Source organism: Maritimimonas sp. 2304DJ26-3 (assembly GCF_056591635.1).
On the sequence record NZ_JBWQOK010000003.1, the window covers coordinates 1 to 19,090 of the forward strand.

Consider the following 19,090-nt stretch of genomic DNA (forward strand, 5'->3'; position numbering starts at 1 on the left):
TATGCAAAAAAGTTGCTAATTTGTTCATTGATTTTTTTTAATTTAGGAAGGAATAATCAAAACCTTCATCATGAAAACTAAAAAATCAAGAAGAACCTTCATCAAAAAATCTGCTATTGTATCTGCAGGAATTGGGTTGGCACCTAGCCTTACCTATGGTATGCATTCGAAGCAAAATGATAAAGTTAACATTGGTTTGATTGGAGTTGGCCTACGAGGTACAAATCATTTAAATAATTTACTTCAAAGAGATGATGTACTCATTACTGCTGTTTGCGATATAGATAATAAAAGAATAGATTTTGTGAAAGATATATTTAATAAGAAGAATATTCCACTACCAAAATTTTATTATAAGGATGAGCATGACTATAAAAATATGCTAGAATATAAAAATATAGATGCAGTGATTATCTCAACCCCTTGGTTGTGGCATGCTCGAATGGCAAAAGACGCAATGAAAGCTGGAAAGTATACTGGTGTTGAAGTTTCCGCTGCAAATACTATGGAAGAATGTTGGGATTTGGTAAACACACATGAAGAAACGGGGACTCATTTAATGATTTTAGAGAATGTAAATTATAGACGCGATATCCTTGCGATACTGAATATGATTCGACAAAATATTTTTGGAGAGTTGGTGCATTTTAGATGTGGATATCAACATGATTTACGTTTTGTGAAGCTAAATGATGGTAAGTCTGCTTATGGAAAAGGTGTAGAATTTGGAGACAAAGGAATATCTGAGTCGAAATGGAGAACACAACATTCAGTGTTAAGAAATGCTGATGTATATCCAACTCATGGTGTTGGGCCAATTGCCACTATGTGTAATATCAATAGGGGTAATCGCTTTTCCTCCATTACGTCTAATGCCACTAAAAGTATTGGATTGCACAATTATATTGTAAAGCATGGAGGGCGTGATCACCCGAACACTAAGGTAAAATTTAAACAAGGTGACGTTATAACTTCGACAATTGAAACTACAAATGGAGAAACCATTATTGTTACCCATGATTGTAATTTACCAAGACCTTATTCTCTTGGATTTAGAGTGCAGGGAAGTAATGGTCTCTGGGAAGTAGATGGAAATCGAATGTATATAGAAGGAAAGTCAAAACAACATAAATGGGATAATGCTGATGCTTGGCTCAATAAATATGATCATCCGTTATGGAAAAAATATGGAGAATATGCTGCCGGAGCAGGGCATGGTGGAATGGATTTTTTTGTATTACATGCATTTATAGAATCTGCGAAACTGAATGTTGCACCGCCACTTGACGTTTATGACGCAGCGGCTTGGAGTGCGATAACACCGCTCTCTGAAATTTCAATAGAAAATAACGGAGAACCGCAAGATTTTCCTGATTTTACAAGAGGAATGTGGATTAAAAGAAAACCCTATAACTGGATGAAAAACTCGTTTTAATAAGTGATATCTGGAAAAACCAATATTCACGTTTCTGCACCTGGTAGAATTTGCCTATTTGGCGATCATCAAGATTATTTAGGACTACCTGTAATTGCCTGTGCAATAAATAGATATATCTATTTGGAAGCATTCTTAAATAATGACACTTATTTTAAAATTAAAATGCCTGATATTCAGCAAGAACGGCATATCAATTTACAATCAGAATTTATTTCGATTGATGAGCGTGACTATTTTATTTCTTCATTAATAGTGTTGAAAAAGCATGGAGTTATTCCTGATAAAGGGTATGACATTATCATCAGTGGTGATATACCGGTGAATGCTGGATTATCAAGTTCTTCGGCGATAGTAGTCGCTTGGATTCGATTTTTACTAGAAGCCTTTGGAAGCTATGAAATGACCACTCCGTCATATGTCGCCAGATTAGCGTATGAAGCTGAAGTTTTAGAATACGGATCTCCTGGTGGATTGATGGATCAATACTCAATAAGTCTCGGAAATCTATTGTATCTAAATACGGTTACGGGAAGTCATAAAACGATTGATAAAACGGTGCAATCACTTATCATAGGAGAATCTGGTATTCCAAAAGAGACCCTCGGTGTTTTGTCGAAACTTAGAGGGAAGGCCTTAGAATCAATAGCACAAGTTTCAAAGAAAGCAGATTCTTTCGCGATTGAAGATACGACGTTGGAAGACTATTATTTACATGAGAATCTTGTTTCTCATGACTTAAGACCTATATTTTATGCCGCGATTAAGAATTACGATATTACTAAACGAGCTTTGCTTGCTTTTTCACAAGACGAATTAGATGTGTATTCTATAGGTAGTTTAATGACTGAACATCATGATGTTCTTAAAAATATATTGAAAATTACAGTTCCTAATATTGACCGTATGATTGATGCTTCTCTTAAGGCAGATGCACTCGGTGCAAAAATTGTAGGCTCAGGCGGTGGCGGATGTATTGTAGCCCTTACTAAACCAGAGAATGAAGAGAAAATAATTAATGGGATGCTCACCGCAGGGGCGAAAAGCGCTTATAAAATTAATATTGTAAATGGAGTTAAGGCTAAGAAGGATTTAGTATGACAGATAGTTTAATCATTTTGGCTGCAGGAATGTCTTCAAGAATGAAGAAAGACCTTAGTAGCGATATTATATTGTCAGAAAGAGAGAAAACTGAAGCCAATCAACGTACAAAGGGATTGATTACTATCGAATCTTCGGGCAGACCATTATTAGATTATATTTTGTTTAATGCTAAACATGCAGGTTTAAAAAACGTCTATATTGTAACTAGAGAAGAAAACAGCTTATTCAAAAAGTTCTATGGGAAAAAGTTATCAGGTAATATGTATAAAGGTGTTATGATAAACTATGCAATACAATATATTCCAAATAATAGAATGAAACCTTTTGGTACTGCTGATGCTGTATTTCAGACCTTAGAACAATACCCCGAATTAAAGCAATCTTCTTTTATCGTCTGTAATAGTGATAATTTGTATTCTATCAATTCATTCGAGCTTCTTAAGAATTCAGAGCAGAATATTTGTAGCCTTATTGCCTATGACAGAGCAGGATTGAGATTTTCTCAAGATCGAATTACCAGATTTGCAATTTTACATTTAGATGATAATCGGTTCTTAATAGATATTAAAGAAAAACCCTCCGATAAAGAAATGCAACAATTAAGAGATACTTTAGGAAAACAAAGAGTAAGCATGAATATTTTTAAGTTTAATGGGGCTCTATTTTTTAACTATGTAAAAGATTGCCCGGTAAACATCGAGAGAAATGAAAAAGAATTGCCAACAGCATTAATGAATATGATAAAAGATAACCCCGAGAGTGTTATTGGAATTCCATTGTCTGAACATGTGCCTGACTTAACTTCAAAAGAAGATATACCTATTCTTAAAGAGTATATAAATAAGATAAACCTAAAAGTATGGTAATTTCAAATGAATTATAATAGAACTTATCTGGTAAGATTACAGTTTTTAGGTTTTAGACTGCATGGGTGGCAAAAGCAACCTAATTTAAAGACGGTACATTTTATTTTAGATAAAACATTAAAGTTTGTTCTTGGTGACATTGATTTTAAAAGTATTGGGGCTAGTAGAACTGACGCAAAAGTTTCTTCGACAGATTATATTTTTCAATTATTTGTAGAAGCAGAGATAAATGAGCAAACATTTTTAGAAAATTTTAATAGAAATTCACCTAATGATGTAAGAGTTTTATCGGTTAAAGAAATTAATGATGATAACTTTAATATTATTCAGCATCCTAAAACAAAGGAGTATCGCTATTATTTTTCTTTTGGGGAAAAGAATCATCCTTATAGTGCAGCTTTTTTGGCTGGATTTTTAGAGGATTTAGATTTAGAATTGATGAAAGAAGGAGCAAAATTATTTGAAGGTAAACATAATTTTAAAACATACTGCACAAAACCATCTAAGCAAACTAAAACTATAAGGACTATCGAATATTGTCAAATAGAAAATAATATAGATTTTAAAGCATCTTTTTTTCCTAAAACTAGCTATATGTTAAAAATTAAGAGTAACGGATTTTTAAGAAATCAGATACGTCTAATTATGGGTGCTTTAGTCGAGCTAGGTAAAGGTAGTTACGATTTAGATTTTGTAAGAGAAAGTTTAAAAGGAAATAATAACAGTAAACTTATTAGAAATATTGCTCCAGCTTCTGGACTACATTTATATAAAGTAGATCTTATTACTCCTTTAAAACAGATCTAGAAATTACAATTTTTTGAATTTCTGAAGTTCCCTCGTAAATCTGTGTGATTTTTGCGTCACGCATTAATCGCTCTACATGATATTCTTTTACAAAACCATTTCCACCATGAATTTGAACTGCTTCAACAGATTGTTCCATTGCAACTTTTGAAGCATATAATTTTGCCATAGCACTAGATCTATCATAGTTATTACCTTGATCTTTATCCCATGCAGATTTCATTACCAAGTGACGTGCAGCTTCAATTTCTGTAGCCATATCTGCTAGTTTAAAAGCAATAGCTTGATGATTGCAAATTTCAGTACCAAATGCTTTACGTTCTTTAGAATACTTTAATGCTAGCTCATAGGCACCTGAAGCAATGCCTAATGCTTGTGATGCAATACCAATTCGTCCTCCTGATAGAGTCTTCATAGCAAATTTAAAACCAAAACCATCTTCACCAATTCTGTTTTCTTTAGGAACCTTAACATCATTAAATTGCAACGTATGTGTGTCACTACCACGTATCCCTAATTTATCTTCTTTAGGACCAATGTCAAACCCAGGTGCACCTTTTTCAACTATAAACGCATTGATTCCTCTATGTCCTTTATCTCGATCAGTTTGCGCAATAACTAAATAAACATCAGATCGACCGCCATTAGTAATCCAGTTTTTTGTTCCATTAAGTAAATAATGATCACCTTTATCTATTGCAGTAGTTGCTTGAGATGTGGCATCTGAACCAGCTTCGGGTTCACTTAAACAAAAAGCTCCAATAAATTCACCAGCAGCTAATTTTGTTAAATATTTTTGTTTTTGTTCTTCGGTACCGAAAGCTTCTAAACCATAACAAACTAGAGAATTATTTACAGAAACCATAACAGAGGCAGAAGCATCAATCTTAGATAGTTCTTCCATAATTAATACATACGAAATGGCATCCATTCCACTTCCGCCGTATTTAGGATCTACCATGATTCCCATAAAACCAAGTTCTGCCATCTTCTTTACTAATTCATCTGGGAATTGCTGTTTTTCATCACGCTCTATAACGCCTGGTAATAATTCAGTTTGAGCAAAATCGCGAGCAGCATCTCTAATCATTATATGCTCTTCGGTAAGGCTAAAATCCATTCTATATTCGTTATTATTATATTCGTAAAAAAATGTGCTCAAAGATACTTTTTTACTAGCATATTTTCAATAGAGTTTTCCTATTTTTACCAATATGCTAAAAGATAATTTTTACGCTATAGGATTAATGTCTGGTACTTCACTTGATGGAGTTGATGTAGTTTATGTAGAATTTGACTGTTACAAAGATTATCTTTTTAAAATTATTCATTCAACAACTCTGCCTTATTCAAATCTTTGGAAACAGAAACTCAAGGATGCTTTTACTTCTAAAGAGGAAAATTTAGAAAAACTAAATGTAGAATTAGGTCATTATTTAGGGAGTATACTAAACGACTTTATTAAGAAAAATCAAATAGATAAAATTGATTTTATTGCTTCACATGGACATACCATTTTTCACAATCCAAAAGAAGGGTATACCTTGCAAATTGGTGATGGTCAACAAATTGCAAACATCACTAACTCTAAAATTATATGTGATTTTAGAACTCAAGATGTAAAATTGGGAGGACAAGGAGCACCATTAGTACCTATAGGCGATCTATTGTTATTTAACGATTATGATTACTGTTTGAATTTAGGGGGTTTCGCAAATATCTCTTTCCAGGACAATCATAAAAGAATAGCTTATGATGTTTGTCCGGTAAATATTGTACTAAACCATTATGTCAATAAATTAGGTTTTGCATTTGATGATAAGGGACGGTTAGCATCTGAAGGAAATATTAATGATTCATTATTACAACAATTAGAACAGCTATCTTTTTATAAAAAAGAACCACCGAAATCATTGGGTTATGAATGGGTCGAAGCTCAAATTTTTCCTTTGATAGATTCTTATCATTTAGATGCGAAAGATATATTGAGAACTTTTGTAGAACATGTTGCTTTGCAAATAGCTAATCAATTTTATGCTCAAAAAAAATCAGTTTTAGTAACAGGTGGTGGCGTTTTTAATGATTTTCTAATTTCAAGAATGACAGAACTTAGTAAATCTAATATTGTAATTCCTGAAAAAGAAATAATAGAATACAAAGAAGCATTGATCTTTGCCTTTTTAGGATTGTTAAAAATACAAAGCAAAGTAAACGTATTGAGCTCTGTTACCGGTGCTGAAAAAGATCATTCTTCGGGGAAAATTTTCATTCCTGAGCTTTGCTAAAAACTTTATATTTGTTCGGTTTAATTCAAATAATTTTAAAATGAATCAGCTTTAACTTCGCTTAAGAAATATTATACAAAGAGAAAAGAAAACACAAACTAAAGTTAGAACAAGTTATAAAATTAGAAATGAAAGAACTATTACAGAAATACGAAAATAAACAACCAGAAATAGTTTTTAATTGGAAAGACCCAGAAACAGAAGCAGAAGGCTGGACAGTTATTAACTCACTTAGAGGAGGAGCAGCAGGTGGAGGTACTCGAATGCGTAAAGGTTTGGATATGAATGAGGTATTGTCTTTAGCTAAGACAATGGAGGTAAAGTTTACAGTATCTGGCCCTGCAATTGGAGGCGCAAAATCTGGAATAAATTTTGACCCTAGAGACCCTAGAAAACAAGATGTTTTAGAACGTTGGTACAAGGCAGTTGCTCCACTATTAAAAAATTATTACGGTACAGGTGGAGATCTTAATGTTGATGAAATACATGAGGTAATTCCTATTACTGAAGAAAGTGGTGTTTGGCATCCACAAGAAGGAGTTTTTAATGGACACTTTAGACCTACTGAGGCTGATAAGATTAACAGAATTGGTCAATTACGTCATGGAGTTATAAAAGTTATTGAGAGTGAACAATATACGCCAGATGTTTCTAAGAAATACACTGTAGCAGATATGATTACTGGTTTTGGGGTTGCAGAGGCAGTAAAACATTATTATTCCATTTACGGTGGTGATGTAAAAGGCAAAAGAGCGGTTGTTCAGGGTTTTGGCAACGTAGGTTCAGCAGCGGCTTATTATTTGTCTCAAATGGGAGCAAAAGTTGTGGGTATAATAGATAGAGCTGGTGGTGTTATTAATGAAAAAGGATTTTCGTTTGAAGACATTAAAGAGTTTTTCTTGAATAAAAAGGGAAATACATTAATAGCAGATCAAATGATCCCTTTTGAGGAAATGAATGAACGTATCTGGAGTTTGGAAACTGAAATTTTTGCACCTTGTGCTGCTTCTAGGCTGATTACGCAATCTCAAATTGATCAAATGATCAATACAGGATTAGAGGTAATTTCTTGTGGAGCAAATGTGCCTTTTGCGGACCCAGAAATCTTCTTTGGAAATATTATGGAGCATACTGATGCTAAAGTTAGTTTAATCCCTGATTTTATTTCAAATTGTGGTATGGCACGTGTTTTCGCCTATTTTATGGAACGTAAAGTTTCTATGAATGATGAAGCTATTTTTAACGATACATCAGAAATAATTCGTACTGCATTAGAAAAAGTTTATAAAAAGAAATCTTCAAAAAATAAGATAAGCGAAACTGCTTTTGAAATAGCACTTGAACAATTACTATAATTTTATATCTTTAAACAAAAAACTAACCAAATGGAATCTATCATTATTATAATCTTCGTCTTAGGCTATTTAGCAATTACCTTAGAACATAATTTAAAAATTGACAAGTTAATTCCTGCTTTGGCAATGATGGCTATATGTTGGGCATTAATAGCATTTGGCATAGACGAATTCCCAAATTGGTTTGATTCAGCTAAAGGTGCACTGGTAGATGGGTTTTCTTCGCTTTCTCATGATGATAAAATGCACTGGATGGAAGAAACACTGTTGCATCATTTAGGTAAAACTGCGGAAATATTAGTATTTCTTTTAGGGGCAATGACTATTGTAGAAATAATTGATTATTTCAATGGTTTTGCCACAATTAAAAGTTTTGTTAGAACAAAAAGTAAGGCGAAACTTCTTTGGATTTTTGCTTTTTTAGCATTTATCCTGTCTGCTATTATTGATAATTTAACAGCTACTATTGTACTGATAACTATTCTAAGAAAAATTGTATTGCAAAGAGAAGATAGAATTTGGTTCGCAGGTCTAATTATTATTGCTGCTAATGCTGGTGGAGCTTGGTCGCCAATTGGAGACGTAACTACCACTATGCTATGGATTGGTAAAAAAGTTACAACCGGAAATTTAATTATGTACTTATTAATTCCATCATTGGTTTGTATGATTGTACCCGTATTTTTTGCTTCAAGATTAAAAGCTTTTAAAGGAAATATTGCAGATGTAGAAGACACAGAAGGAGAGGCAACAAGACATGGTAAAATAATGTTTTATTTAGGCTTAAGTGCTATTGTGTTTGTGCCTATTTTTAAAACGGTTACACATTTACCTCCTTATGTTGGTATGATGTTATCGTTGGCAGTAGTTGCTACTTTTGCAGAGATTTATAGTAAAACAAAATTTAGTATCACCAATGTTGAAACTGAACCTTCAGCTCATGATGATCATGCAACACATAGCCCTGTGCACGGAGCTTTGTCAAAAATTGAAATGCCAAGTATTTTATTCTTTTTAGGTATTTTATTGGCGGTTGCAGCTTTAGAATCTCTAGGGCAATTATTTGGTTTTGCTAATTGGTTACAAGATACTATGCCAATGATGACGACTGAATTGGCTGGTACCAGAGTTTCAGATTTAGTAGTGATGTTATTAGGTGTTGGTTCTGCTGTTATTGACAATGTTCCTTTGGTGGCGGCAAGTCTAGGTATGTTTTCTGAACCAATGGATAATCCATTATGGCACTTTATAGCCTATTCAGCTGGTACAGGTGGTAGTATGTTAATCATAGGTTCTGCCGCAGGAGTTGTTGCAATGGGTATGGAAAAAATAGACTTTTTCTGGTATTTGAAAAAGATAAGTTGGCTAGCATTTATTGGCTTTCTGGCAGGCGCTATAGTCTTTATAATAATGAGAGGATTTTTATAAAAAATAAACCCGAGAATTTTCTCGGGTTTTTTGTTTGCAACAAAACAATTTTCTACTCGTATTTTCGTTAAGAAATAGTATTCCCCTTAATTAGACAAAATTTATGTTTTTGAGTATTCAAGATGGAGCACAATCTGCTCAAGATAACCTAGAAGAAGTTGTATCAGAAGAAAAAACATTATCTATCTATCAATTGATAATGGATGGTGGTCTAGGAGGACAAATAGTTATCCTCGTTTTACTAGTCTTATTAGTAATTGGTCTGTACATTTATTTCGAACGCTTTTTTGCTATAAAAGCGGCTTCCAAAACAGATAAGAATTTTATGAATCAGATTAGAGATCATGTTTCTAACGGAAAGTTAGAGGCTGCTCAAATCTTATGCGCGCAAGCTAGTTCTCCAGCCGCAAGGTTGATTGAAAAAGGAGTTTCTCGTATAGGTAAACCTTTAGAAGATATTAATAAGGCTATTGAAAATGCAGGTAGTTTAGAAATTTATAAACTAGAAAAGAATGTAAGCGTACTTGCGACTATTGCTGGTGCAGCACCAATGATAGGTTTCTTAGGTACGGTGGTTGGTATGATTCTTGCCTTTCATGAAATGGCTACTAGTGGCGGTCAAGCCGAAATGGGTTCGTTGGCATCTGGTATTTATACAGCAATGACAACGACCGTTGCAGGATTGGTTGTAGGTATTATAGCCTATATGGCTTATAACCACTTAGTAGTTAGAACCAATAAAGTGGTTCATAACATGGAAGCTAAGGCTGTTGAGTTTTTAGACCTTTTGAATGAACCAGCTTAATTCTTAAAAAATGAATTTTAAGAATCGAAATAAAGTTAGCCCAGAATTTAGTATGTCGTCTATGACAGATATTGTGTTTTTGCTACTCATATTTTTTATGTTAACGGCAAGTACACCTAATGCATTAGATTTACTCCTGCCAAAAGCAAAAGGAAAATCTACAAATACACAGCATATAGCTGTTAGTATTAAGAAGAATGAAAACTATTATGTGAACAATAGACAAACCGCAGAGGGTAATATTGAAGGAGAGTTAAGAAAACTATTAGCTGATAGAGAAAACCCAACTGTTTTGTTAAGAGTAGAAGAAACAGTGCCCATAGAAAAAGCAGTTTTAGTGATGGATATTGCTAATAGAAATAAATTTAAAGTAATTTTGGCAGTAAGACCAAAGTAGTATGGCATTATTAGATACCAGACATAAAAGAAAATCGGCTGTAATAACAACCATTATTATGGGATTATTACTGTTTATCATTTTTACGTTTGGTATGAAATATTTAGACCCGCCAGAAGAATTAGGAATTGCTGTTAATTTCGGAACAACAGATGTCGGTAGTGGTAATATTCAACCTACGGAACCAATAAAATCTGCTCCTCAAGAAGAAGTTGTAGAAGAAACAGAAGTAGAAGAGGAAGTAATTGAAGAAACACCTATAGAAGAATCAGTATCGGAAGCTGCAACCGAAAAAGTTGTAACTCAAGAATCAGCAGAATCCATACGATTAAAACAAGAGCAAGCAGAAAAGCGTAGAGTTGAAGAAGCAGCACGAAAAGCGAAGGCCGAGGCAGAACGTAAAGAGCGAGCTCGTAAAGCAGCAGAAGCTCGTAAAAAAGCAGAACAAGATGCCAAGCGAAAAAAATTAGACGCCTTAATGGGTGGTGTAAATAATTCAGATGGAACGGCATCAGGAGGTGAAGGTAATGACAATCAAGCTGGCGACAAAGGCAATCCAAATGGAGATCCTAATGCTAGTGGTTATTACGGAACTGGAGGAACTGGTAATAGCGGAAACTACAGATTGAGTAACAGAAAAGCTGTTTCTAAACCTAAACCAACTTACGATTGTAACGAAGAAGGTAGAGTAGTGGTAAGCATTTCGGTAGATAAATCTGGTAGAGTTATCGCCGCAACACCTGGTATTAAGGGTACTACGAATTCGGCTTCTTGTTTATTGACAAGAGCAAAAGAAGCAGCGTTAAAAACACGCTTTAATTCAGATAGTAAGGCACCAACAAAACAAGTAGGTTCAATTATTTATAACTTCTCTTTATCAAATTAAATTGAATTATCAAGAAACTTTAGATTGGATGTTTTCTAAGCTTCCAATGTATCAGCGTCAAGGTAAAACCGCTTTCAAAAAAGATTTAACAAATACACTGGCTTTAGCAAAGCATCTTGGTAATCCGCATCAAAAATTTAAAAGTATACATGTAGCTGGTACCAATGGCAAAGGTTCTACAAGTCATATGTTGGCTTCTATTTTACAAGAAGCAGGTTATAAAGTAGGCTTGTATACTTCGCCTCATTTAAAAGATTTTAGAGAACGTGTTAAAATCAATGGCAGGGTCATTTCTGAGCAAAACGTGATTGATTTTATTTCTATTAACCAAGAATTTTTAGATCAACAAAAATTGTCTTTTTTTGAAATGACTGTTGGCTTGGCATTTGATTATTTCGCTTTGGCGGAAGTAGATATTGCTATTATAGAAGTTGGTTTAGGGGGTCGATTAGATTCAACTAATATTATAACACCAGAAATTTCTGTAATAACAAATATAGGATACGATCATACCCAATTTTTAGGAGAAACCTTGCCAGAAATAGCTTTTGAAAAGGCGGGAATTATAAAAGAAAGTATTCCTGTGGTTGTGGGTGAAAAGCAAGAGGAAATAAAAGATCTATTTAAAAGAATTGCTAAAGAAAGAGATACCTCAATTACTTGGGCAGAAACGATAGAAGAAGATTTTAAAACTGATCTTTTAGGAAGCTACCAAACTAAAAATGTAAGAACAGCTGTTGCTACAATTGATCAACTAAGTGGATTTGAAGTATCTAAACAGCATATTGAAACGGGACTACTGAATGTAGTTAAGGATACAGGCTTATTGGGCCGTTGGCAAGTATTGCAAGAAAGGCCTAAAGTTATATGTGATACAGCGCATAATAAAGAAGGTCTTACTTATGTGTTAGGCCAATTATTAAATGAAGATTATAAAAATTTGCATATTGTTTTAGGTGTGGTAAATGATAAAAATTTAGAGACCATTCTACCAATATTTCCTAAAGATGCTAGCTATTATTTTTGTAGACCAGATATTCCTCGTGGTTTAAACGCCTATCAGTTACAAGAAATTGCTAATAAATTTAAACTAAAAGGTTCAAAATATGCATCCGTAGATAAGGCATATAAATCTGCTTTAAAAAACGCTGTTAAAAACGACTTAATTTTTATTGGTGGCAGTACTTTTGTAGTGGCAGAAGTTTTATGATATTTTTCATTAAAATCTTTGCTATAATTAAAAACTAAATTATATTTGCATCCGCTTAGGGCAATTAGCTCAGTTGGTTCAGAGCACCTCGTTTACACCGAGGGGGTCGGGGGTTCGAATCCCTCATTGCCCACCAAAATTAAATCCACTCAATTTGAGTGGATTTTTTGTTTGAGTAATTCTTTTTATTTGTTCGCTTATCGGTTTGTATATGGTTTGTTGCGTTTGGTTTAGCGACGAATTTAGTAAATAAAACTGCCGATAGTTCTTTTGCGAGTGATTTTCCGAAGGGAAAATCCGAAGCAATGAACTATACACGTTGTTGGGCACAGTAGTTTTATTTACATTCCTTCAGTTTTACTTTTTTAATTGAGTCAAATTTCTGGTCGTACTTGAATGTATATTCTTTCGACAAGTCAGTATAATTTGAAACATAAAACTCAAGAAATTTGTATTGTTCGTCTTTATTAGTTACTTCCCCCTTTTCATTAATCATACTTCCAATACTGCCAGTTCTTCCCCAATGAAAAATTCCCAGCTTGTCTCTAGATGGCTCATTTGGATTTTTCTCCAAAGTCCATTCTTCATTAAAATCTCTGACATCCATTTTCGGAATTTCAGTTCGATTTCCACTTTCGTCAACGTAAAAGTAAGAGTGATCTATTAGTCCAAATTTTAACTCATTGTCAAGAATTAGTATTCCGTCATTTGGAACTTTGTAAACTAGGCCTTCTTCTGTTTTTTCTAGATGTTTTCCGCAGCCTGGTTTAAATATTATATTCACTTTTCCATAATAATTTTCAGGAATCAGAAATGTTTCGGGTCCAACAGTCTTTATTGCTCTCCAAATTGGCCAAAATGCTATAATCGCAACAACAAATAGTCCGATAGTTATTAATCTCTGTTTCCAGGTCCTTTTTGAAGCGATTAAAATCAAGATAATTCCAAGTAGGAAAATAGGCAAACCAATTATAGCATAAAAAGCTGCGAAAGTCAGTCCAAATGCACCTAACGAAAGTAAAATTAGTCCGCAATAAAATAAAGTGTTGCTTGAATTTTCGGTCATTTTGATATTGTGCCCAACGTTTAGATATGGTTCCGTTTTAATGAACTATATCGGCTGATAAGCGAAGTTCGTAGATTTTTATTTAAGAATCAAGCTAAATTAAAAACCCACTCAATTTGAGTGGGTTTTTTAACTCTATTTAATATAGTTTATTAATACAATCTATATTGAGGTGCTTTAATACCTTGCATACGTAAACCTACTAATGCTTGCCCTCTATGATGAATCATGTGGTCTTTAATAAAACTAAAAGCTTTTTTCTTAGAAAATTCTGGCTGCTTAGGATCAAAAGGAACTTTAAAAGTTTCCTTCATTTGCTCTTCGCTCATACCCTTATAAGTATCCTTAATGTCTTTAAAAGTTGCAGTAATGGTAGCAATTACTTTTTCTTTATCTGCACCCATTTCTTTTTCCATTTTAGCAGCTTCAGCGAAAGCCTCTCTACTTGGCATAGGTGCGCCGTTAACGAACATGTCTAATAAAAATTTAGAAGACATACCTATATGCGCCATTTGCTCGCCGAAACTTCTAATAGAATCATGTGGTCTAAACGTATATTTATCGGCTGGCATAGCCTCTGCCAATTCAATGGTATAAGATTTAGTTTCTTCTAAAAGCTCCATAAATTCAGCTTTTTCAATATCAAAACTTGTTGCAGCTTTTTTAGTGCTTATAAAAGCAACAGTACTAATTGCAATAACAGCAATTAAAAGATAGTTTGTTAATTTTTTCATCGTTTCTATTTAGTTTTAGTGAATAGTTAAATTTAAGAAATTATTCTAACAATGTGATCACTTATTTCTATTTCTACACGCTAGGTCAGATTGCACAGTTTTAGATTTCTTTGTATCATTACATTCCTTTAATTAAACCCTATGAGCGACGATAATAATATTTCTGAGATTAAAATTGAAGATCAAAAAGTAATTGAAAACAAAGAGCTCAGCATTTGGGAAGCATTGATTCCGGTGATTGCACTGGTAATCATGTTGTTTTACAATGTATTTTTTGTTTATGGAGATGACGCTTTAAGCGGAAGTAATCAGTTTATATTATTATTAGGAGCGGCAGTTGCGGCCATAGTAGGGTTTAGAAACAAAGTGTCTTATAAACGAATGATAGAAGAAGTTGCCGAAAATGTAAAATCTACAACAGGCGCTTTACTTATTTTATTGATGGTAGGTGCTTTAGCGGGTACCTGGTTAATCAGTGGTATTATTCCTTCTATGATTTATTATGGATTACAAATATTAAACCCAACAATATTTTTAGCTGCATGTGTTATTATTTGTGCCATTATTTCTATAGCTACAGGTAGCTCTTGGACAACAGCTGCTACAGTTGGTATAGCTTTAATTGGTATTGGTAATACCTTAGGGATATCACTTGGGATGACTGCTGGAGCCGTGCTTTCTGGTGCTTATTTCGGCGATAAAATGTCACCTTTAAGTGATACTACCAACCTGGCACCAGCAATGGCAGGTGGTGAATTGTTCGACCATATTAAGTATATGGCTTATACAACTGTACCAACAATTACAGTTACTCTAATTGTTTTTATTATTATTGGCTTAACCATAGAAACAACAGGTAGCCCAGATATATCTGATAAATTAATTGCAGTAGATGGAGCTTTTAATATAACGCCTTGGTTATTTATAGTACCCATTATTGTAATAGCTATGATAGTTAAAAAAACACCCCCTTTAATTGCTTTAATGATTGGCACATTGTTGGGTGGCGCGGCGGCTATTATTGCACAACCTGATATTGTAGCAAGTGTAGCAGGTGCAGATTCGTTAAATTTTACATCTGCTTATAAAGGTGTAATGAATGCTATGACAGTTGACTCTGCCGTTGTAACTTCTAGTGCAGAATTAAATGATTTATTTTCTGCCGGAGGGATGAAAGGTATGCTAGGCACAATTTGGTTGATCATTTGTGCCATGGTTTTTGGAGGTGTAATGGATGCCATTGGTGCTTTAACTAGAATTACCGACGCTTTGTTAAAATTAGCAACTACTACATTTGGATTATTTGCAAGTACAGTGGCAAGTTGTTTAGCTCTAAATGTTACGGCTAGTGATCAATATCTGGCATTGGTAGTACCTGGAAAGATGTTTAAAAAAGCTTATGAGGATAAAGGTTTAGCACCTGAAAATCTAAGTAGAACTTTAGAAGATTCTGGTACTGTAACCTCCGTTCTTGTACCTTGGAATACTTGTGGTGCATATCATAGTGGTGTACTAGGTGTTCCAGTAGTAGACTATGCTTTTTATGCAATCTTTAACTGGTTAAGCCCTTTTATGACATTGCTATTTGCAGCATTTCATATAAAAATAAAACAGCTTACTACTAAAACAGTTGTTGCTTAAATAAAGAAGTTCCAAACAATTCCGAAACGGAAAACCACATCTCTATAAGGATAATTAGGTGCAGAAAAATAATCGTTTGTATCACCAAAACTAGAATTAAAGTGTTCTAATTTAAAATATAAACGTGTACGTTGTATTTGAGCGTTGATAAAGAAATCGAAAACAGGATATCCTCCAATTTCTTGTTCATTTTGCAAATAAAATTCTGACAGTACCGGGTTGTATGCATTGGCAAAATACTTGGAAAAATAGTTGAATGTCACCCCGGTTTCTATATATACCGGATCACCTTTAAACAAATGATCGGCAAAATAAAGAGAATTCCTAGTAACAAACTCTGGTACTCTAAAAATAGATTCTCCATCGGTAACTTTTTGATACATAATTGTGTTATCGAAGCCGAATTTTCCGATCCTTAAATCTTTGGATACTTTAATCTTTAGATAATTAATAGTTTCATCAGATTGTAATGGCTCTGTTTGCCCAGTTAGTGAGGTTGCAGCATCTACAAAATAGGTGTAATTATCTAATTGAGTTATTTGTGCTGAAGCATTTAATAACTTGTCTGATCTTAGATCAAAGATAAGACTACGAGTGATTTCATTTCTAAAATCATTATTCCAGTTGTAAGCAACGTAGCTACTTTGATTTAATAAAAAATTGAAATTTGGTGACCTATTGTTATTAAAAAAAGTTCCTTTAAAAGTAAAAAGACTATCCCGTACATAGGTTGCAGATGCTTTGATATTGTTGCCTGTAAGATCACCAGAAACTATAGTAGAAACATCGGCATCAATGTTGAATTTTTTTAATTTGGTTTTCCATTCACCACCAATGGCAATTGTATTCCCGCTAAGGTTATCTGGAATGAGATTTCCTGCAATAGTAGTTACACTAGCATATTTATGCTGAAAATCATAATAATCGGCTTTAAATTTTACCTCGCCCAAAACAATAGGCGATTTTAGAGCTAAATACCCTTGAGCTTTAAAAATTGTATTCTCTAACTTATCATTTACACTGGCATTAAAGGAATCGCCAAAACCCTCATAGTTATTTGTTTGTCTATAATCGTAATGTTTACTTTCAAAATTTAGAATATTACCAACCTTTAAATATGTTTTGGTATTGTTTAAAGAATCTTTCCGTTGCCAAATTTTATAGTCATGTTCTAAGTAATAACGATTTCCACGTAAGAGATTTTCAGCATCATTAAAATTTGTGGTTAGGCGAGCGCGATCATCAAAATTTGGGTCGTTGGTTTGAAAATTGATAAGTGATTCTGGACTTAACCCTCCGTTCTCATCATTGGTTAAATCTTGAGCCGCTATATGCGTTCTAAAGTTATAGACATCATCTTTTGTGCGATAATTTGTAGTAATACGTAGATTACCATGACTACTTAAAGAAGTACGATATTTACCTAAAGAACGTAATCCTTTATAGGCAATCGAAAAATTTAAGCGTTTAGATGTATTAAAGGTAAATAGTGCATCTAGAAATTGTCCTTGTTCCAATCCAGATCGATAAGCTAATTCTGTAGTTGGTGTAGCTACACGATAATAATTAATATCTTCAGTATTATAATAATTAAAATGCTTGGCACGAGCTCCAGAAGATGGATAAAGTGATGCATCATTAAAAGTATAAGCCAAACTATTAAAAGTTTGACCTTGATTGTTAAAAGGTAACAACTCGAAATTATCTTTACGTATATAATTGAACTTATTATATTTTAATTGTGATAGAGTAGTATCCACGTAAGTGGTATCATATTTATAAGAAATGACTTTATAATCTTTATACGTTGTTTTAGCTGAAAGTTTTATTTTTTGCTCTTTAGGATTTCTAAGGGTATCGTCTTGTTGAAAGTTATTAAAATTATCATTCCCTCCAGGTTTTCTAGGAACGATCTGAGCAAATGTAAAGTAGGTGGTTAGTAAGAAAAATAATACGAAAACCGATTTTTGCATACTCCTAATTATAGGATGACAAAGGTAAACTATTTACTTTAAAAGTTTTGCCAAAAAATAAAGCCATATTTTAACATTTAGGCTATTTTTGAGAGAACGATTTAAGATGCTATTACACAATTTTTCAGGGTATAAACTTGAGGCTGGAACTGACGAAGCCGGTAGAGGTTGTCTTGCGGGTCCAGTTGTAGCTGCTGCTGTAATTTTACCTAAAGAATTTGAACATCCATTTTTAAATGATTCTAAACAATTAACCGAAAAACAACGCTTAAGCCTAAAACCTTTTATTGAAGAACATGCATTATCTTATGCAGTAAATTTTGTTTGGCAAGGTGAGGTAGATACTATTAATGTTTTAAATGCTTCAATTGCCGCAATGCATCGTTCGATTGATGATTTAAAATTAACACCAGAATACATAATTGTAGATGGTAATAGATTTAAAAAGTATAAGGAAATAGAGTATCAAACTATTATTAAAGGTGATGGTAAATATTTAAGTATTGCAGCTGCATCGGTTTTGGCGAAAACCTATCGCGATGATTATATGCAAAAGATTCACGATAAATTTCCACAATATAATTGGAAAAAAAATAAAGGATATCCTACTAAAGAGCACCGAGAAGCTATTAGGCAATTTGGTATTACAGAGCATCATAGAAAATCATTTAGATTGTTGCCAGAACAGCTTACACTAGATTTTTAAACTTCAATGTTACATATGTTTAATATTCTGTTACATATGTTTATACTCTTATTATGTTTTGAGTTTACATTTGTAGTGTCTATGAAAAAGTACATTCTATAAAATTGTTATGAAGAAGAAATAGAGGAAAAACCCTGTGCTAAAACAGGGTTTTTCCTCTTGACTTTTCTATGTCTAACGGGTTACTTTTGACTAAATTTTAAAAGCATGAAAACTTCTATTGTTTTAATAGCATTTATTTTTATAAATATGTTCGCATTAATGACTGATTCGATTGCTAACTTTTTAACAGGTGTAAATATTTGGGTATTGTTAGCTGTAGAAGCTTGTGTAGTTCTACTTTTCTACATAAGTGGTCTAAAGAAGAACTTTGTTAAAACTAAAAAATAAGT

At 33.4% G+C, this 19,090-nt stretch carries 18 protein-coding genes and 1 tRNA gene; 15 read left to right on the plus strand and 4 right to left on the minus strand.

Features of this window, described 5'->3' with window-relative positions:
• The first annotated feature begins 70 nt into the window (after positions 1–70).
• From AC1EUV_RS08595 to AC1EUV_RS08610, 4 genes are read left to right on the plus strand one after another with little or no spacing between them, the layout of a single operon-like run.
• Positions 71–1,435, plus strand: coding sequence for a Gfo/Idh/MocA family protein (locus AC1EUV_RS08595; RefSeq protein WP_480198292.1), 1,365 nt, complete (start codon positions 71–73; stop codon positions 1,433–1,435).
• Between the two features lie 3 nt (positions 1,436–1,438).
• Positions 1,439–2,536 (plus strand): mevalonate kinase family protein, encoded by a 1,098-nt coding sequence (locus AC1EUV_RS08600; RefSeq protein ID WP_480198293.1) that lies wholly within the window; start codon positions 1,439–1,441, stop codon positions 2,534–2,536.
• Positions 2,533–3,405: a sugar phosphate nucleotidyltransferase gene (locus AC1EUV_RS08605; RefSeq protein ID WP_480198294.1), complete on the plus strand. Its 873-nt coding sequence runs from the start codon at positions 2,533–2,535 to the stop codon at positions 3,403–3,405. The genes AC1EUV_RS08600 and AC1EUV_RS08605 overlap by 4 nt, the downstream gene beginning before the upstream one ends.
• 6 nt (positions 3,406–3,411) lie before the next feature.
• Positions 3,412–4,212 carry a tRNA pseudouridine synthase A gene (locus AC1EUV_RS08610; RefSeq protein WP_480198295.1) on the plus strand — a complete coding sequence of 267 codons (801 nt, stop codon included), beginning with the start codon at positions 3,412–3,414 and terminating at the stop codon, positions 4,210–4,212.
• Here the strand turns inward: AC1EUV_RS08610 and AC1EUV_RS08615 are convergent.
• Positions 4,190–5,332, minus strand: a complete 1,143-nt coding sequence (locus tag AC1EUV_RS08615; RefSeq protein ID WP_480198889.1) for an acyl-CoA dehydrogenase — start codon at positions 5,330–5,332, stop codon at positions 4,190–4,192. The genes AC1EUV_RS08610 and AC1EUV_RS08615 overlap by 23 nt on opposite strands.
• A gap of 94 nt (positions 5,333–5,426) precedes the next feature.
• Here AC1EUV_RS08615 and AC1EUV_RS08620 point away from each other — a divergent pair, with 94 nt between their 5' ends.
• The 8 genes from AC1EUV_RS08620 (at position 5,427) to AC1EUV_RS08655 (ending at position 12,714) form a co-directional block, all read left to right on the plus strand.
• Entirely contained in the window at positions 5,427–6,497 is a 1,071-nt protein-coding gene (locus tag AC1EUV_RS08620) for an anhydro-N-acetylmuramic acid kinase (RefSeq protein WP_480198296.1), read from the plus strand.
• Positions 6,498–6,625: 128 nt separating this feature from the next.
• Positions 6,626–7,852 (plus strand): Glu/Leu/Phe/Val dehydrogenase dimerization domain-containing protein, encoded by a 1,227-nt coding sequence (locus AC1EUV_RS08625; protein ID WP_480198297.1) that lies wholly within the window; start codon positions 6,626–6,628, stop codon positions 7,850–7,852.
• 30 nt (positions 7,853–7,882) lie between these two features.
• Positions 7,883–9,280 carry a sodium:proton antiporter NhaD gene (gene nhaD / locus AC1EUV_RS08630; RefSeq protein WP_480198298.1) on the plus strand — a complete coding sequence of 466 codons (1,398 nt, stop codon included), beginning with the start codon at positions 7,883–7,885 and terminating at the stop codon, positions 9,278–9,280.
• Positions 9,281–9,383: 103 nt separating this feature from the next.
• Complete coding sequence (locus AC1EUV_RS08635) at positions 9,384–10,085, plus strand: MotA/TolQ/ExbB proton channel family protein (protein WP_480198299.1); 702 nt, start codon at positions 9,384–9,386, stop codon at positions 10,083–10,085.
• A 10-nt stretch (positions 10,086–10,095) separates the two neighbouring features.
• Positions 10,096–10,482 (plus strand): ExbD/TolR family protein, encoded by a 387-nt coding sequence (locus AC1EUV_RS08640; protein WP_480198300.1) that lies wholly within the window; start codon positions 10,096–10,098, stop codon positions 10,480–10,482.
• 1 nt (position 10,483) lies between these two features.
• Positions 10,484–11,368, plus strand: a complete 885-nt coding sequence (locus AC1EUV_RS08645) for an energy transducer TonB (protein ID WP_480198301.1) — start codon at positions 10,484–10,486, stop codon at positions 11,366–11,368.
• A gap of 1 nt (position 11,369) precedes the next feature.
• On the plus strand, positions 11,370–12,578 hold the full coding sequence (locus tag AC1EUV_RS08650) for a bifunctional folylpolyglutamate synthase/dihydrofolate synthase (RefSeq protein ID WP_480198302.1): 1,209 nt from the start codon (positions 11,370–11,372) through the stop codon (positions 12,576–12,578).
• A 58-nt stretch (positions 12,579–12,636) separates the two neighbouring features.
• A tRNA-Val gene (locus AC1EUV_RS08655) sits at positions 12,637–12,714 on the plus strand.
• Between the two features lie 201 nt (positions 12,715–12,915).
• Here the strand turns inward: AC1EUV_RS08655 and AC1EUV_RS08660 are convergent.
• Positions 12,916–13,644 carry a DUF6843 domain-containing protein gene (locus AC1EUV_RS08660; protein WP_480198303.1) on the minus strand — a complete coding sequence of 243 codons (729 nt, stop codon included), beginning with the start codon at positions 13,642–13,644 and terminating at the stop codon, positions 12,916–12,918.
• Positions 13,645–13,796: 152 nt separating this feature from the next.
• Positions 13,797–14,378 carry a DinB family protein gene (locus AC1EUV_RS08665; RefSeq protein WP_480198304.1) on the minus strand — a complete coding sequence of 194 codons (582 nt, stop codon included), beginning with the start codon at positions 14,376–14,378 and terminating at the stop codon, positions 13,797–13,799.
• Between the two features lie 141 nt (positions 14,379–14,519).
• Here AC1EUV_RS08665 and nhaC point away from each other — a divergent pair, with 141 nt between their 5' ends.
• Complete coding sequence (gene nhaC / locus AC1EUV_RS08670; RefSeq protein WP_480198305.1) at positions 14,520–16,019, plus strand: Na+/H+ antiporter NhaC; 1,500 nt, start codon at positions 14,520–14,522, stop codon at positions 16,017–16,019.
• Here the strand turns inward: nhaC and AC1EUV_RS08675 are convergent.
• Positions 16,016–17,992: a putative porin gene (locus tag AC1EUV_RS08675; protein ID WP_480198306.1), complete on the minus strand. Its 1,977-nt coding sequence runs from the start codon at positions 17,990–17,992 to the stop codon at positions 16,016–16,018. The genes nhaC and AC1EUV_RS08675 overlap by 4 nt on opposite strands.
• A gap of 106 nt (positions 17,993–18,098) precedes the next feature.
• Here AC1EUV_RS08675 and AC1EUV_RS08680 point away from each other — a divergent pair, with 106 nt between their 5' ends.
• Positions 18,099–18,698: a ribonuclease HII gene (locus AC1EUV_RS08680; protein ID WP_480198307.1), complete on the plus strand. Its 600-nt coding sequence runs from the start codon at positions 18,099–18,101 to the stop codon at positions 18,696–18,698.
• A 207-nt stretch (positions 18,699–18,905) separates the two neighbouring features.
• Positions 18,906–19,088, plus strand: coding sequence for a hypothetical protein (locus AC1EUV_RS08685; RefSeq protein WP_480198308.1), 183 nt, complete (start codon positions 18,906–18,908; stop codon positions 19,086–19,088).
• Positions 19,089–19,090: the final 2 nt, after the last annotated feature.